The organism is Sphaerisporangium viridialbum, assembly GCF_049674955.1.
GTDB lineage: Bacteria > Actinomycetota > Actinomycetes > Streptosporangiales > Streptosporangiaceae > Sphaerisporangium > Sphaerisporangium viridialbum.
Genome location: NZ_CP187232.1, coordinates 5702618 through 5719946, shown reverse-complemented (window position 1 = coordinate 5719946; position 17329 = coordinate 5702618). Strand labels below are relative to the sequence as shown.

Below are 17329 nucleotides of genomic sequence, written 5' to 3'. Positions count from 1 at the left end.
ATGAAGGCATCCGACGAAGAGCTCGTCGAGGCGCTGCGTCGCTCTCTGAAAGAGATCCAGCGGCTGAAGCAGGCCAATCAGCGTTCGGACGACCGGGCACGCGAACCGATCGCCATCGTGGGCATCGGTTGCCGTTATCCGGGCGGGGTGCGCTCGGCGCGGGATCTGTGGCGGCTGGTCGCGGACGGGGTGGACGCGATCGGGGCGTTCCCCGCCAACCGAGGGTGGGACCTTGACAAGTTGTTCCATCCGGATCCTGATCACGCCGGAACCACGTACGCGCGGGAGGGAGGGTTCCTGCACGACGCGGATGGGTTCGACGCGGAGTTCTTCGGGATCTCGCCGCGTGAGGCGCTGGGGATGGATCCGCAGCAGCGGGTGATGCTGGAGGTCGCCTGGGAGACGCTCGAACACGCGGGCGTCGACCCGGCCGGCTTGCGCGGCACCGCGACGGGGGTGTTCGTCGGAGCTCTGACCTCCGAGTACGGCCCCCGCCTGTACGAGCCGGCCGCTGGCTACGACGGCTACCTGCTGACCGGGAGCACCCTCAGCGTGGCGTCCGGCCGGATCTCTTATGTGCTGGGCCTGGAGGGGCCGGCGATCACGGTGGACACCGCGTGTTCCTCATCGCTGGTGGCTATTCATCTGGCCGCTCAGGCGTTGCGCCGGGGCGAGTGCTCGCTGGCGCTGGCCGGTGGTGTCACGGTCATGGCGACCCCGGGGATGTACGTGGAGTTCGCGCGGCAGCGGGGGCTGGCGCCCGATGGGCGGTGTAAGGCGTTCGCCGCGGCGGCCGATGGGACCGGCTGGGGCGAGGGCGCCGGGATGCTGCTGCTGGAGCGGGTGTCCGATGCCCGTCGTCTGGGTCACCGGGTGCTGGCGGTGATCCGTGGGTCGGCCATCAATCAGGACGGGGCTTCCAACGGTCTGACGGCTCCGCACGGTCCTTCGCAGCGGCGTGTCATCCGGCAGGCGCTGGCGGAGGCGGGGTTGACCGCCGCGGAGGTGGACGTGGTGGAGGCGCACGGGACCGGGACCACATTGGGTGATCCGATCGAGGCGCAGGCGATCATCGACACCTATGGGCAGGACCGGCTGGCCGATCGGCCGTTGTGGCTGGGGTCGCTGAAGTCCAACATCGGCCACACCATGGCCGCCGCCGGAGTGGGCGGTGTGATCAAGATGGTCGCGGCGATGGAGCGGGGGGTTTTGCCGAGGTCGTTGCATGTGGATGAGCCGAGTCCGCATGTGGATTGGTCTGGTGGGGCGGTGTCGCTGCTCACAGAATCGCGGCCGTGGCACCCGTACGGGCGGCCGAGGCGGGCGGCCGTGTCGTCGTTCGGTATCAGCGGTACGAACGCTCATCTGATCTTGGAGGAACCGCCGGTCGCCGGGGACGAGGCCGGTGGTGATGGGGTCTCTGCTGGGTCGCCGTTGGTGGTGTGGCCGCTTTCGGGGCGGAGTGCGGAGGCGTTGCGGGCGCAGGCGGAGCGACTGGGCGGGTATCTGGCCGGTCGTCCGGATGTGGATGCGGTGGCTGTGGCTCATGGTCTGGCGAGGGGGCGGACGCATTTCGCGCATCGGGCCGTGATCGTGGGCCCGGCGGTGGGTGCGGGTGACTCGACGGTGGGTGGGGCGCTTGGGGCCGTTGCCGGGGGGTTGTCTCATCCGGGTGTGGTGTGCGGCCAGGTGTCCGGTCGGGCGGGGAAGACGGTGTTCGTTTTTCCTGGTCAGGGGTCGCAGCAGGTGGGGATGGGGTTGGAGTTGTATGAGGCGTTCGAGGTGTTTCGGCGGGAGCTGGATGAGTGTGATGGGGCGTTGCGCCGGTACACGGGTTGGTCAGTGGTGGAGGTGTTGCGAGGGGGTGCGAGTGCGCCCGTGATGGTGGGTGCCGATGTGGTGCAGCCGGTGTTGTTCGCGGTGATGGTGTCGTTGGCCCGGTTGTGGCGGTCGTGGGGGATCGTTCCGGATGCGGTGGTGGGGCATTCGCAGGGGGAGATCGCGGCGGCCTGTGTGGCGGGCGCGTTGTCGTTGCAGGATGCCGCGGCGGCGGTGGTGGCGTTGCGGAGCAGGGCGCTGGTGGGGTTGGCGGGTACGGGGGCGATGGCCTCGGTATGGGCTGATGCGGTCACGGTGGCTGGTTGGTTGGGCCGGTGGGAGGGCCGGTTGTGGGTGGCGACTGTCAACGGGCCGCAGAGTACGACCGTCTCGGGCACCACTGAGGCGGTGAAGGAATTCCTCGCGGTATGCGCGGCCGAGGGGGTGCGCGCTCAGGCGGTGGATGTGGATTACGCCTCGCATTCTCCGTTGGTGGAGGGGTTGCGGGAGACGATCCTGGAGGCGTTGGCGGGAATCGACCCGCAGTCCGCTGAGGTGCCGTTCTTTTCCACTGTGGAGGGTGAGGCGGACGGGCGGCCGTTGGACACCACCGGGCTGGATGCCGGCTACTGGTACCGGAACCTGCGTAACTGCGTGCGGTTCGATGAGACGGTGGGGTGCCTGCTCGACCAGGACCACCGAGTGTTCGTCGAGGTCAGCCCGCACCCCATTTTGGTTCCGGCATTTGCCGCCAGGGTTGAGGCGCACGATGCGCCGGCGGTGGCGGTGGGGAGTCTGCGCAGGGACCGCTCGGAGGTGGCGGCGCTGGGCATGGCGTTGGCGCAGTTGCATGTTCATGGTCTGAGCCCGGACTGGGAGGCGTTGTATCCGGCGCCGCCGGTCACCGGTCGGCCGGAGCTGCCGACCTACCCTTTCCAGCATCAGCGGTACTGGCTGTCCGCAGGGATGGGTGCGGGTGGGGACGTGTCGGCGGCGGGTCTTGGGGTTTCGGATCATCCGTTGGTGGGTGCGGTGGCCGAGCTGGCCGACCGGAGCCAGGTGGTGCTGACCGGGCGGGTATCGCTGCGAGGGCACGCGTGGCTTGCCGATCACGTTGTGGCCGGCAGGGTGCTGCTGCCGGGTACCGCGTTTGTGGATCTGGTGCTGCGGGCTGGTGATCATGCCGGTCATCAGGTGATTGATGAGCTGGTGTTACAAGCGCCATTGCCGCTGGACGCCGATGCGGCGGTGGAGCTTCAGGTCATCGTCGGGGCGCCGGGGGAGGGCCGGTGCGCGTTCGGTGTTCATTCGCGTCCGCACCGTGCGGGCGGGGGCGGGCAGGACCCTTGGACGTTGCACGCCAGCGGATATCTGTCCGGCGTGTCAGGCGATTCCCCCGCTGCGGCGGGCTGGGGTTCGTGGCCGCCGCCGGGCGCGCACCCTGTCGGGGTGGAAGATCTGTATGAGCGTCTGGCCGCTGGTGGTTACCAGTACGGTCCCGCCTTCCAGGGCGTGAGCGCCATTTGGCGTCAGGGTGATGACCTCTACGCCGAGGTCCGGCTTCCCGAAACCCTGGACGCCCGCGGTCACGGCATCCACCCCGCCCTCCTGGACGCGGCCTTCCACCCCCTCCTCCTCACCACCACTGGCACGGGCACTGGCAGCGGTAGCGTGCGGATGCCGTTCGCGTTGTCGGGGCTCACCCTGCACGCCACCGACGCCACCAAGCTGCGGGTACGCATCACCACCATCGACACCGACACCTTCAGCGTCACCGCCACAGACCCCGCGGACGCACCCGTCATCACCATCGACACCCTCACCCTCCGCTCCAGCGACGCGGACACGCTGAACAGTGCTCCTGCCGTGGTCTCCGACGTCGGCTCGAACCTGTCACACCTCTCCTGGACAGCGGACGCCAGGCCCGTGCCGGCGAATGTCCCGGCGCGACGGCAGCCCCGCTGCGCTGTGCTGGCAGAGCAGAACCCGGAGCGAGCGATCGAAGTCGCCACAGCGATCGGCGACGTCCCCGTTCATCGGGACCTGACCGCGCTGATCGGCGAACTGACCTCGATCGGCACAGAGGATCCAGAGCTGGTCGTCTGGCTTCCCCCGCTCATCGACGCCGGCGGCGTCGACGTTCCTGCGGCTGTTCACGCCGTCACCGAGCAAGCTCTGAAGCTGCTGCAAGCGTGGACGAACGATCCTCGGCTGACTGACACTCGCCTGATCATCCTCACTCACCACGCCGTCACCACCAGCCCTCTGGACGGATCGCCCGACCTTGCTCAGGCCGCTGTGTGGGGGCTGGTTCGCACCGCCCAGAACGAATACCCCAATCGTTTCGCGCTACTGGACACCGACTACCACGAAGCCTCCTACCGGCAGATTCGGCACCTGCTCCCCCGTCACCTCCTGGAGGACGAGGAAAGCCAGTCGGCCCTTCGCCAGGGTGTCGTCCACACATCCAGTCTCACCCGTGTCCGATCGGACGACATTCTCTTTCTGCCGGCTGCCGCCTCCTGGCGGCTGGAGACCGTGGGTGAGGGCACCCTCGCCAATCTCGTGCTCAGCGCCGACCCTGATCCGGCGGAAGCGGCGCACCTCGCTACCACGGCGGACATCGCGGGCCCACGTCCTGAGCCGGCTCTGGCCGACGGTCACATTCGCATGCGCATCTGCGCCAGTGGACTGAACTTCCGCGACGTGATGGTCGCTCTCGGCCTCGTCGGAGACGGCGGTTTAGGCCTGGAAGGAGCAGGAGTCGTCACCGAGGTCGGTCCCAACGTGGACGGGCTGGCCGTCGGCGACAGGGTCATGGGGTTCATACCTGATTCGTTCGCCCCCGCTGGAGTCACGGACCAGCGCATGGTGACTACTGTGCCTCGCCGCTGGTCCTTTACTGACGCGGCTTCTGCCCCGGTGGCTTATCTGACGGCCTACCACGCCCTGTCTGAACTGGCCGAAGTCCAGGCCGGACAGCGCGTGCTGATTCACGCGGGCGCCGGCGGGGTCGGTATGGCGGCCATCCGGCTTGCCCGGCACGCGGGGGCGGAGGTGTTCGCGACCGCGAGCCCGGCCAAGTGGCCGATCCTGCGGGAGATGGGCCTTGACGACGACCATATCGCCTCGTCCCGCAGCCTGGAGTTCAGGGCCAAGTTCCTGCGGGTGACCGGCGGCCAGGGAATGCATGTCGTAATGGACTGCCTGAAGGGCGAATTCGTCGACGCCTCGTTGGAACTGCTGCCCAACGGGGGGAGTTTCATCGAGATCGGCAAGACCGATGTACGAGACGCGGGTCAGGTCGCCGCCATGTATCCCGGCGTCGTCTACCAGGCCGTCGACCGCGCCCTCGGCGACCCCCGAGTCATTCACCGGCTGTTCACCCGACTTGCTCCGTTGTTCGAAGACGGCACCTTGCCCGCCCTTCCTGTCAGCGCGTACGACATCCGGCAGGCACGCCAGGCATTCCGGGATATGAGTCAGGCCCGCCACGTGGGCAAGATAGTTTTCGCCCTCCCGAACGCGCCTGACGGCGACGGAACCGTGCTGATCACAGGGGGAACGGGCACCCTTGGTGGCCTGCTCGCCCGTCACCTGGTGACCGAGCACGGGATGAGAAATCTCCTCCTGGTCTCTCGCCGGGGTCCGAACAGCGACGGCGCCGTCGGACTGGCCGAAGAACTGACCGAGCTCGGTGCGAGGGTCACGGTCGCCGCCTGTGACATCGCGGACCCGGCCGCACTCGCCGCTCTTCTCGACTCCATCCCTCAGCGGCACCCATTGACCGTTGTCGTGCATGCCGCCGGAGTGCTGGCCGACGCGACCGTTCCAGCGCTCACCCCTCATCATCTGCGCCGGGTACTGCGCCCCAAGGTCGACGCCGCCTGGAATCTGCACCGGCAAACCCGCCACCTCAACCTGGCCGGATTCGTGCTGTTCTCGTCTCTGAGCGGCACCATCGGCTCCCCTGGACAGGGCAACTACGCGGCCGCCAACGCGTTCCTTGATGCCCTGGCCCAGCACCGGCGTCACCTTGGTCTTCCGGTCGCCAGCTTGGCATGGGGCTATTGGCAGCCGGCTACCGGGATGACCTCCCATCTCGGCGGCAGTGACAGATCACGTCTCGCTCGTTTCGGCTTCACACCCATCACCACCGAGCACGGAATGAAGCTCTACGACGCGGCACTGGCCACGGGCCTGCCTGCCCTGGCGCCGGCTCCGCTCGACCTTCGCGCCCTCACCGCGCAGTCCCGGACCGGAACGCTCCCCAAGATTCTCACCGGCCTGTCGGCGACTGCCGCTCGTCGCCGTGCCGGTGGCGCCGGCACCGCACACTCTTTCGCGGCCGAAATGGCCGGCCTCAGTTCTGCTGATCGGCACGAGCGCCTCCTGCGGCTCGTCCAGGACCATGGCGCCACGGTTCTGGGACATGGCACCTCCACCGCACTCGACCCGGAGCGGCCCTTCAAGGCCCTGGGCTTCGACTCCCTCACAGCCCTCGAACTCCGAAACCATCTGAGTCACCACACCGGTCTCAAACTCCCGCCGACCCTCATCTTCGACCATCCCAGCCCGCGCGCGCTTTGCGCGTACCTCGACAGCAGGTTTTCCTCCGTCATACCAAAGGAGTCCTCCGACCCTCTTTCCGAGCTCGGCAGATTCGAAGCCGCCCTCGCCTCGGCCGTCCTTGACGAGGACGCCAAATCTGCGATCGAAGCCAAGCTGAACGGCTTGCTCGAAGGCCTGGGCAGATCGCGGCGGCAGTCGGATGCCGTGGTCGAACACATAATGTCGGCGTCGACCGACGAGATATTCGACCTCATTGACAAGACTATTTCCTGATGTCAGGCGAGACGATTATGCGGAAGTGGGCCCGGTGAACGACCAGGAAAAGCTCGTACAGTATCTGAAAATGGCGACGGTCGAGCTGTACGAGACCAAGCAGCGGCTTCGTGAACTGGAAAGTCAGGCACGCGAGCCGATCGCGGTGGTGGGGATAGGTTGCCGTTTCCCTGGTGGGGTGAGGTCGGCGGGGGATCTGTGGGATGTGGTGGTGGCGGGGCGTGAGGTGATCGGTGAGTTCCCGGTGGATCGTGGCTGGGATCTGGGCGGGTTGTTCAGTTCTGATCCGGATGAGTCGGGGACGACGTATGTCCGGCGTGGTGGGTTCTTGGAGGATGCTGCGGGGTTTGATGCGAAGTTCTTTGGGATTTCGCCGCGTGAGGCGCTGGGGATGGATCCGCAGCAGCGGGTGTTGCTGGAGGTCGCGTGGGAGGCGGTGGAGCGGGCGGGTATCGATCCGCGCAGCCTGGCCGGGACTCCGACCGGGGTGTTCGCGGGGATGTGGTCCCATGAGTATGGTGCGGGGGGTTCCGAAGCCGTTGAGGGTCATCGGCTGACCGGGGTAGCGGCCAGTGTCGCTTCCGGGCGGATCTCTTACTTGCTGGGTCTGGAGGGGCCGGCGATCACGGTGGACACCGCGTGTTCCTCCTCGCTGGTGGCCGTGCATCAGGCCTGTCGATCACTGCGATCAGGTGAGTGCGACCTCGCCCTCGCCGGTGGCGTCACGGTCATGGCCTCCACCGACCTTCTCGTGGACTTCGCCCGGCAGCGTGCGCTGGCGGCGGATGGCCGGACCAAGGCGTTCGGCGCCGGTGCCGACGGCATGGTGGTCAGCGAGGGCGCCGGGATCGTACTGCTCGAAAAGTTGTCGGACGCGCGGGCCAACAAGCATCCGATTCTGGCGGTGATTCGTGGGTCGGCCATCAATCAGGACGGGGCTTCCAACGGTCTGACGGCTCCGCACGGTCCTTCGCAGCAGCGGGTGATTCGTGCTGCTCTGGCCAATGCGGGGCTTGCTGCGGCTGATGTCGATGTGGTCGAGGCTCATGGCACTGGGACGGCCTTGGGTGATCCGATCGAGGCGCAGGCGATCATCGCTACCTATGGGCAGGAGCGGCCGGCTGATCGGCCGTTGTGGCTGGGGTCGGTGAAGTCGAACATCGGTCATACGCAGGCGGCGGCCGGTATCGCCGGGGTCATCAAGATGGTCGCGGCGATGGAGCGCGGGGTGTTGCCGAGGTCGTTGCATGTGGATGAGCCGAGTCCGCATGTGGATTGGTCTGGTGGGGCGGTGTCGCTGCTGGCCGAGTCGCGGGTGTGGCCGGGGGGTGGGCGGCTGAGGCGTGCGGGTGTGTCGTCGTTCGGGATCAGCGGTACGAACGCTCATCTGATCTTGGAGGAGCCGCCGGTCGTCGACGGTGATGGTGACCGTGATGGCAACGGTGACGGTGATGGTGATGGTGCCGGTGGCGTCGCTGCTGAGTCGCCGTTGGTGGTGTGGCCGCTTTCGGGGCGGAGTGCGGAGGCGTTGCGGGCGCAGGCGGGGCGGTTGGGTGGGTATCTGGCCGGTCGTCCGGATGTGGATGCGGTGGCTGTGGCTCATGGTCTGGCGAGGGGGCGGACGCATTTCGCGCATCGGGCTGTGATCGTGGGTCCGGCGGTGGGTGAGTCCGATGTTGGTGGGGCGCTTGGGGCTGTTGCCGGGGGGTTGTCTCATCCGGGTGTGGTGTGTGGGCGGGTGTCTTCGCAGGGGCCGGGCAAGACGGTGTTGGTCTTTCCTGGTCAGGGGTCGCAGCAGGCCGGTATGGGGTTGCAGTTGTATGAGAGCTTCGGGGTGTTTCGCGGGGCCTTGGACGAATGCGATCAGGCGTTGCGGTCGCATACCGGTTGGTCGGTGGTGGAGGTGTTGCGAGGGGGTGCGAGTGCGCCCGTGATGGTGGGTGCCGGTGTGGTGCAGCCGGTGTTGTTCGCGGTGATGGTGTCGTTGGCCCGGTTGTGGCGGTCGTGGGGGATCGTCCCGGATGCGGTGGTGGGGCATTCGCAGGGGGAGATCGCGGCGGCCTGTGTGGCTGGTGCGTTGTCGTTGGATGACGCGGCGGTGGTGGTGGCGTTGCGGAGCAGGGCGCTGGCGGGGTTGGCGGGTACGGGGGCGATGGCCTCGGTATGGGCTGATGCGGTCACGGTGGCTGGTTGGTTGGGCCGGTGGGCGGGCCGGTTGTGGGTGGCGACGGTGAACGGGCCGCGGAGTACGACCGTCTCGGGCACTGCTGAGGCGGTGAAGGAATTCCTCGCGGTATGCGCGGCTGAGGGGGTGCGCGCGCAGGCGGTGGATGTGGATTACGCCTCGCATTCTCCGTTGGTGGAGGGGTTGCGGGAGACGATCCTGGAGGCGTTGGCGGGGATCCGTCCGCAGTCCGCTGAGGTGCCGTTCTTTTCCACTGTGGAGGGTGAGGCGGCCGGGCGGCCGTTGGACACCACCGGGCTGGATGCCGGCTACTGGTACCGGAACCTGCGTAACAGCGTGCGGTTCGATGAGACGGTGGCGTGCCTGCTGGACCAGGACCACCGGGTTTTCGTCGAGGTCAGCCCGCATCCGATTTTGGTTCCGGCATTTGCCGCCAGGGTTGAGGCGCATGATCTGCCCGCGGTGGCCGTGGGAAGCCTGCGTAAGGACCGTCCGGAAGTCACCGCGCTGGCCACCGCATTGGCCTCGTTGCACGTTCACGGTCTCAGCCCGGACTGGGAGGCGTTGTATCCCGCCCCGCCGGTCACCAGGCGACCCGAACTACCGACCTACCCCTTCCAGCACCAGCGGTACTGGCTCACCCCGACGGTGGGAGCAGGCGGCAGTGTGTCAGCGGCGGGCCTGGAAGTTTCCGATCACCCATTGGTGGGTGCGGTGACCCAACTGGCCGAGCAGGGCCAAGTCGTATTGACAGGGCGGCTTTCGCTACGGGAACACCCCTGGCTCGCCGATCACACTCTGACCGGCAGAACGCTGCTCCCCGCCACCGCCTTTGTCGATCTGGTGCTGCAGGCTGCCGATCACGCCGGCCACCGCATCATAGATGAACTGGTATTACAGACGCCGCTACCGCTGAACGCCGATACACCGGTGGACCTTCAGCTCGTCGTCGAACCACCGCAGAACAACCGGTGCGCCTTCAGCGTTCACTCCCGCCCTCACCGCACCGACCGGGACGAGCAGAACACCTGGACGCTACACGCCAGCGGATACCTGTCCCCCGACTCCGATGCCTCGCCCGACTCGGGCGCTTCGCCCCACTCGGCTGCTTCGCCCGCGACAGCGGACTGGGATTCGTGGCCGCCGCCAGGCGCACACACTGTTCAGGCCGAAAGTCTGTATGAGCGTCTGGCCGCCCGCGGCTACCACTACGGTCCCGCCTTCCAGGCCCTGAGCGCCATCTGGCGCCAAGGCGAAAACCTCTACGCCGAAATCCAGCTTCCCGAAAACCTGGACCCCCGCGGCCACACCATCCATCCCGCCCTCCTCGACGCGGCACTTCACCCCCTTCTACTCACCACCACCACCGACACCCACAGCGACAGCGTGCGGATGCCGTTCGCCTTGTCAGGGATCACCCTGCACGCCACCGACGCCATCAAGCTCCGAGTACACATCACCATCATCGACCCCGACACCATCCGTCTCACCGCCACAGACCCCGCAGACGCACCCGTCATCAGCGTCGACAACCTCACCCTCCGCTCCAGCGGCCCGCTCTCGGAGGGGCACGCTCCCTCCAGGTCGAGGAGCCGCCGGACCGGGACCGTCCGTCGCCGTGCCGGCAATGCCGACACCGCGCATTCCTTCGCCGCCGGACTGACCGGCCTCACTCCGGGTCAACAACACGACCGAGTCCTGCGGATCGTCCAGGCCCACGTGGCGACCGTTCTCGGGCATGTCAGCTCCAGCACCCTCGACCCAGGGCAGCCGTTCAAAGCTCTCGGCTTCACCTCCCTCAACGCGCTCGAGCTTCGCAAGCAGCTCGGCCAGACCACCGGCTGCCACCTTCCGCCAACCGTCGTCTTCGACCACCCCACGCCACGGGCTCTGGCAACTCATCTCTACGAGCAGGTAGCCGGTGTCGCATCCGCCGCCGTTCCGACACCGGTCGGCTTGGAGACTGACGAGCCGATCGCGGTGGTGGGGATAGGTTGCCGGTTCCCTGGTGGGGTCAGATCCGCGGGGGATCTGTGGGATGTGGTGGTGGCGGGGCGTGAGGTGATCGGTGAGTTCCCGGTGGATCGTGGCTGGGATCTGGATGGGTTGTTCAGTTCTGATCCGGATGAGTCGGGGACGACGTATGTCCGGCGTGGTGGGTTCTTGGAGGATGCTGCGGGGTTTGATGCGGAGTTCTTTGGGATTTCGCCGCGTGAGGCGCTGGGGATGGATCCGCAGCAGCGGGTGTTGCTGGAGGTCGCGTGGGAGGCGGTGGAGCGGGCGGGTATCGATCCGCGCAGCCTGGCCGGGACTCCGACCGGGGTGTTCGCGGGGATGTGGTCCCATGAGTATGGTGCGGGGGGTTCCGAAGCCGTTGAGGGTCATCGGCTGACCGGGGTAGCGGCCAGTGTCGCTTCCGGGCGGATCTCTTACTTGCTGGGTCTGGAGGGGCCGGCGATCACGGTGGATACCGCGTGTTCCTCCTCGCTGGTGGCGATTCATCTGGCCGCTCAGGCGTTGCGCCGGGGCGAGTGCTCGCTGGCGCTGGCCGGTGCTGTCACGGTCATGGCCTCCACCGGCCTGTTCGTGGACTTCGCCCGGCAGCGTGTGCTGGCGGCGGATGGCCGGACCAAGGCGTTCGGTGCCGGTGCCGACGGCATGGTGGCGAGCGAGGGCGCCGGGATGCTGCTGCTGGAGCGGGTGTCCGATGCCCGTCGTCTGGGTCACCGGGTGCTGGCGGTGATCCGTGGGTCGGCCATCAATCAGGATGGGGCTTCCAACGGTCTGACGGCTCCGCATGGTCCTTCGCAGCAGCGGGTGATTCGTGCTGCTCTGGCCAATGCGGGGCTTACTGCGGCTGATGTCGATGTGGTCGAGGCTCATGGCACCGGGACCACGTTGGGTGATCCGATCGAGGCGCAGGCGATCATCGCTACCTATGGGCAGGAGCGGCCGGCTGATCGGCCGTTGTGGCTGGGGTCGGTGAAGTCGAACATCGGTCATACGCAGGCGGCGGCCGGTGTCGCCGGGATCATCAAGATGGTCGCGGCGATGGAGCGCGGGGTGTTGCCGAGGTCGTTGCATGTGGATGAGCCGAGCCCGCATGTGGATTGGTCTGGTGGGGCGGTGTCGCTGCTCACAGAATCGCGGCCGTGGCACCCGTACGGGCGGCCGAGGCGTGCGGGTGTCTCGGCATTCGGTATCAGCGGTACGAACGCCCATCTCATCCTGGAGGAACCACCGGCCGTCGGGGACCAGGGCAGTGGTGATGGTGGTGGGTCGCCGTTGGTGGTGTGGCCGCTTTCGGGGCGGAGTGCGGAGGCGTTGCGGGCGCAGGCGGGGCGGTTGGGAGGGTATCTGGCCGGTCGTCCGGATGTGGATGCGGTGGCTGTGGCTCATGGTCTGGCGACCGGGCGGACGCATTTCGCGCACCGGGCCGTGATCGTGGGCCCGGCGGCCGGCGGTGTCGAGCAGGCCGCTGAGACCGCTCAGACCGGTGAGATCGCCGAGGCCGGTGTGGTGCTGGGTGGGGCGCTTGGGGCTGTTGCCGGGGGGTTGTCTCATCCGGGTGTGGTGTGTGGGCGGGTGTCTTCGCAGGGGCCGGGCAAGACGGTGTTGGTCTTTCCTGGTCAGGGGTCGCAGCAGGCCGGTATGGGGTTGCAGTTGTATGAGAGCTTCGGGGTGTTTCGCGGGGCTTTGGACGAATGTGATCAGGCGTTGCGGTCGCATACCGGTTGGTCGGTGGTGGAGGTGTTGCGAGGGGGTGCGAGTGCGCCCGTGATGGTGGGTGCCGGTGTGGTGCAGCCGGTGTTGTTCGCGGTGATGGTGTCGTTGGCCCGGTTGTGGCGGTCGTGGGGGATCGTTCCTGATGCGGTGGTGGGGCATTCGCAGGGTGAGATCGCGGCGGCGCATGTTGCTGGTGCGTTGTCGTTGGATGACGCGGCGGTGGTGGTGGCGTTGCGGAGCAGGGCGCTGGTGGGGTTGGCGGGTACGGGGGCGATGGCCTCGGTATGGGCTGATGCGGTCACGGTGGCTGGTTGGTTGGGCCGGTGGGAGGGCCGGTTGTGGGTGGCGACGGTGAACGGGCCGCGGAGTACGACCGTCTCGGGCACTGCTGAGGCGGTGAAGGAATTCCTCGCGGTATGCGCGGCTGAGGGGGTGCGCGCGCAGGCGGTGGATGTGGATTACGCCTCGCATTCTCCGTTGGTGGAGGGGTTGCGGGAGACGATCCTGGAGGCGTTGGCGGGGATCCGTCCGCAGTCCGCTGAGGTGCCGTTCTTTTCCACTGTGGAGGGTGAGGCGGCCGGGCGGCCGTTGGACACCACCGGGCTGGATGCCGGCTACTGGTACCGGAACCTGCGTAACAGCGTGCGGTTCGATGAGACGCTGGGGTGCCTGCTCGACCAGGACCACCGCGTGTTCGTCGAGGTCAGCCCGCACCCCATTTTGGTCCCGGCGTTCCAGGCCAGGGTTGAGGCGCATGATCTGCCCGCGGTGGCCGTGGGAAGCCTGCGTAAGGACCGTCCGGAAGTCACCGCGCTGGCCACCGCACTGGCCACGTTGCACGTTCACGGTCTCAGCCCCGACTGGGAGGCGTTGTATCCCGCCCCGCCGGTCACCAGGCGACCCGAACTACCGACCTACCCCTTCCAGCACCAGCGGTACTGGCTCACCCCGACGGAGCGAACAACCGACGTCCCGTCGCACGATCTCGAATTCTGGCGCGCCGTAGAGAACGACGATCCGGGAGAGGTGGCCTCCCTGTTGAACATCGTTGACGACGAGCGGATCGCCTCCCTGAGGCCCCTGCTCAAGGACCTCGCGGACTGGCGTCTCGGGAGCAAGGATCGAGCGGCCACGGGGGATTGGCATTACCAGCTCACGTGGCGGCGGCTGGATCGAGAAGTGCCGCGACTGTCCGGCACCTGGCTGGTTGTCACAACGCGGGAACAAGCCGATATGGGCCGAGTATCGGCGACTTCCAGGGCAATGACCGAGCAGGGGGCGAAGGTCATCACCCTCATGGTCGCCGACACCGTCTCCCGTGAGGACCTGGCTCGACACGTTCACGACACAGTCAGATCGCCCGCTCTGCCGACTGCGGATTCAGGCGCCAACGGCCGGTCTGGCGAAGGTGGTTCATCCGCCCTGGCGGGAGTCGTCTCCTGGCTGGCCGTGGACCGGCGCTCTCATCCGGCGTTCCCCCATCTGCCGGCAGGTGTGATCGGCAATCTCAAACTCGCCCAGGCCCTGGAGGGGATCGACGTTCCCCTGTGGGTCCTGACTCAGAACGCGGTGGTCACCGATCCTGACGAACCGCTGGACGATCCGATCCACGCCCTCTCCTGGGGCCTGCACCTTGTGGCACGCCAGGAGAATCCGCATGGCTGGGGAGGGCTGATCGACCTGGCCGAGCACGTCGGCGATGACGTCGGCACACATATCTGCCAGGCCCTTGGCGGTGGCGTCGACGACCAGTTCGCTGTCCGGCCGAGAGGACTGCTGCGTCGCCGGCTCAGTCGTAGTGCCGTGTCCCGATCCTCCTCCTACGCATGGCCTTCCGACGGCACGGTGCTCATCACGGGTGGTACCGGAGAAGTAGGAAAATCTCTCGCCAAGCGGATTGCGCACAACGGCGCCAGACACCTGCTTCTGCTGAGCCGCAGTGGGCCGGAAGCGCCGGGCGCCTCACGGCTGGTCGACGAAGTGCGTGCTCTGGGGGCCGAGATCCGGATCGTCGCCTGCGACATCGCCGATCGTTCCGCTCTGGCGGGGGTGCTCGCCGACATTCACCCCGGTCAGCCGCTGCGGACGGTCATTCACATGGCCGGTACGTTCGACGACGCCACGCTGTCCGACCTCACAGAGGAACGACTGGAGAACGCTCTGCGGGCGAAGGTCGATGGTGCGCTGAACCTTCATGAGCTGACGAAATCCCGTGACCTCTCAGAGTTCATCCTGTTCTCGTCAACGGCCGTCATCCTGGGGGGAAAGGGGTTCGCGAGTTACGCGGCGGCGAACGCCTTCCTCGATTCCCTCGCACATCATCGTCGTGCTCAGGGTCTTCCCGCCCACTCGATCGCATGGGGGATCTGGGAGGGCAGGGACCACACCTTCCCGCATCACGGCCTGAGAAGAATGCGGACGCAGCAGGCTCTGGCAGCGCTTGAGGAGGTGCTGACCGAGGACCGGCCGGCCGCTGTCATCGCCAGCTTCGATTGGGGTAACTTCTATCCGCTCTACACCGCCTATCGTCCGTGCTCCCTGTTCGATGAGATCCCGGAAGTCGCGCGACTCCGCCAAAATCCTGCCGTCTCCTCCGGAGCCGGAGCCGGAGCCGGAGCCGGAGCCGGCGACGCGTTGGCGGTTCGACTGGCGGAACTGTCCCCGGAACGACAGCGCCACCACCTCCTGCGCCTCGTTCAAACCACCGTCGCCACCGTGCTCGGCCACAGTGACTCCGACGGAATACCGCTCGAACACTCCTTCAAGGATCTCGGCCTGGACTCGCTGACCGCTCTCGAACTTCGTAAGCACCTCAAGCAGGTCACCGGCCTGGAGCTTCCGGCCACCCTGATTTACGACTATCCGACCTCGCAGGCCCTCGCCGCCTACGTTCACCGGGAGCTCTGCCCGGACGAGAGCGGCAAGGACGCCGGCCCGATCCTCTCGCTTCTCAGGCAGGCGATATCACTCGACAAGCCTGAGCAAGGGGCTGATCTGCTGCTGACCGCGTCGCGGCTCCGCCCGTCGTTCGACGGCCTCTCCGCTGAGGCGCGACCGCTGCCTTCAGCTTCGCTCTCCCAGGGTCCTGTGCGGCCGGCGCTGTTGTGCCTCTCGTCGGGTGAGTTCGAATATCACAAATTCGCGAGAGCGCTCGAAGGAATTCGCGACGTCTCCGCGATCACCCTGCCCGGGTTCTCCAGCGGCCCACTTCCCGCGAACGTGTCGGTCATTGCCGAGAGCGTGATCAAGGCGCTTCCGGAGTCCCTCCACGGGAAGCCGGTCGTACTGGTCGGCAACTCACTGACGTGTCTTCCGGTGTGCGCGACAGCACTGGCACTGGAACAGCTGGACTCGCCACTCGCGGGTGTCGTGCTGATCGATCCCCCTGGGAACGCGGCGAGCGGACGCGACGACGAACTTTCCCTCCTTCTGCGGAGATTGGCAGGCAAGGAGGGGCCCGACGTCCCTTCCGACGAGCGACTCACCGCGACCGCCTGGTACGGCGAACTCTTCCGCCGCTGGGAACCCGCGGAGATCGAGACCCCGATCATCCTCGTCCGGCCAGGCCACGAACGCCCTCCCCTGCGGTGCCCGATCGCGTCCACGGAAGCCCCGAAGGTGGTGACCGTTCCCGCCGGGACCGACGTACTCGAAGAACACTCCGCGCTCATCGGCCTGACCGTGAGTAACTGGCTGATGGATCTGGCGCGGGGCACAGCCAATGAAACGGGGCGGAACATTGCTTTGGGATAGCGTCTTCATCTGCGGCACAGGGAGGTTCCTGCCGCCCCGGGTGAACGTCGAGGACGTGCTGAGCGGCAGCGCCGTCAGTGCCAATCCGACCAGCCTCAAGCTGTCCGACTGGGCGTCCCTCACCATTTCGCGGGACTACTCGGCGGCGGAGATGGCGGGGATGGCGGCAGTCGACGCGATGAAGAACTCGGGACGCAACGCCGATGACATCGCGTCGCTCGTCTACGCCTGTTTGGATGATCAGGACCATTTCGCGCCCGCCTGTCACGTGCAACGGGTCCTCGGCGCGTCCGAGGCGCTGGCATTCGAACTGGGAGCGGCGAGCAACGGGGGAGCGACGGGCCTCGTCGTCGCGGCGGGCTTGCTGAGATCCGACCCTTCCGCCAACGCCACGATGGTCACCGCGGCGGGTCGCTACCAGACGGGTAGGTTGCGGCGATGGCAGGAATCGCTGGGCATTTTCCTTTCGGATGGTGCCGCCGCGGCGGTTCTGTCGCGCGACGGCGGATATGCCCGGCTGATAGCCAGTTCTCACACCTCCGCGTCCGAGCTCGAGTCGCTCGTCGCGGTCCGGGAAGATCTGGAGAACGGGAATATCATGCTGGCCCAGCAGACCGGCCTCGGGCCCTACCTTCCGATCATCCGAGATGCCGGCATAAGAACAGTGAGGCAGGTGCTGGAGGAGTCGGGAGTCGAGTTGCCGGAGGTGGCGAAGGTCGCAGTGACCGGAGTCGGCCTCGCTCAGCTCTCCGCTCTCATCCTGGAACCCCTGGGCATCGCGCAGAGTCGTACCACATGGCCGTTTTTACGAGAGATCGGCCATGTCGGCCCCTGTGACGCGCTCCTCGGTATCGATCACCTTCTCCGCGGTGGACAACTCCAAGGGGGAGAGAAGATTCTGGTCATCGGCATGGGAATAGGCTTCCGATTCACCACTCTGCTTCTCGAAGTCTCTGACCTACCCGGTCCGAACTAGTCCAGAGTCGCCGACGTTCGCCGGCC

The 17329-nt window shown here is 67.0% G+C and carries 3 protein-coding genes; all 3 read left to right on the top strand.

Features of this window, described 5'->3' with window-relative positions; all coding sequences use genetic code 11:
* Genes ACOZ38_RS25770 through ACOZ38_RS25760 form a run of 3 tightly spaced genes read left to right on the top strand, consistent with a single transcriptional unit; the run spans position 1 to position 17303 of the window.
* Complete coding sequence (locus tag ACOZ38_RS25770; RefSeq protein WP_424533747.1) at positions 1 to 6663, top strand: SDR family NAD(P)-dependent oxidoreductase; 6663 nt, start codon at positions 1 to 3, stop codon at positions 6661 to 6663.
* Between the two features lie 34 nt (positions 6664 to 6697).
* The gene (locus ACOZ38_RS25765) at positions 6698 to 16327 is read left to right on the top strand and encodes a type I polyketide synthase (protein WP_424533746.1); all 9630 of its coding nucleotides are present in this window, start codon (positions 6698 to 6700) and stop codon (positions 16325 to 16327) included.
* Positions 16328 to 16367: 40 nt separating this feature from the next.
* Positions 16368 to 17303: a ketoacyl-ACP synthase III family protein gene (locus ACOZ38_RS25760; protein WP_424533745.1), complete on the top strand. Its 936-nt coding sequence runs from the start codon at positions 16368 to 16370 to the stop codon at positions 17301 to 17303.
* Positions 17304 to 17329 lie beyond the last annotated feature (26 nt).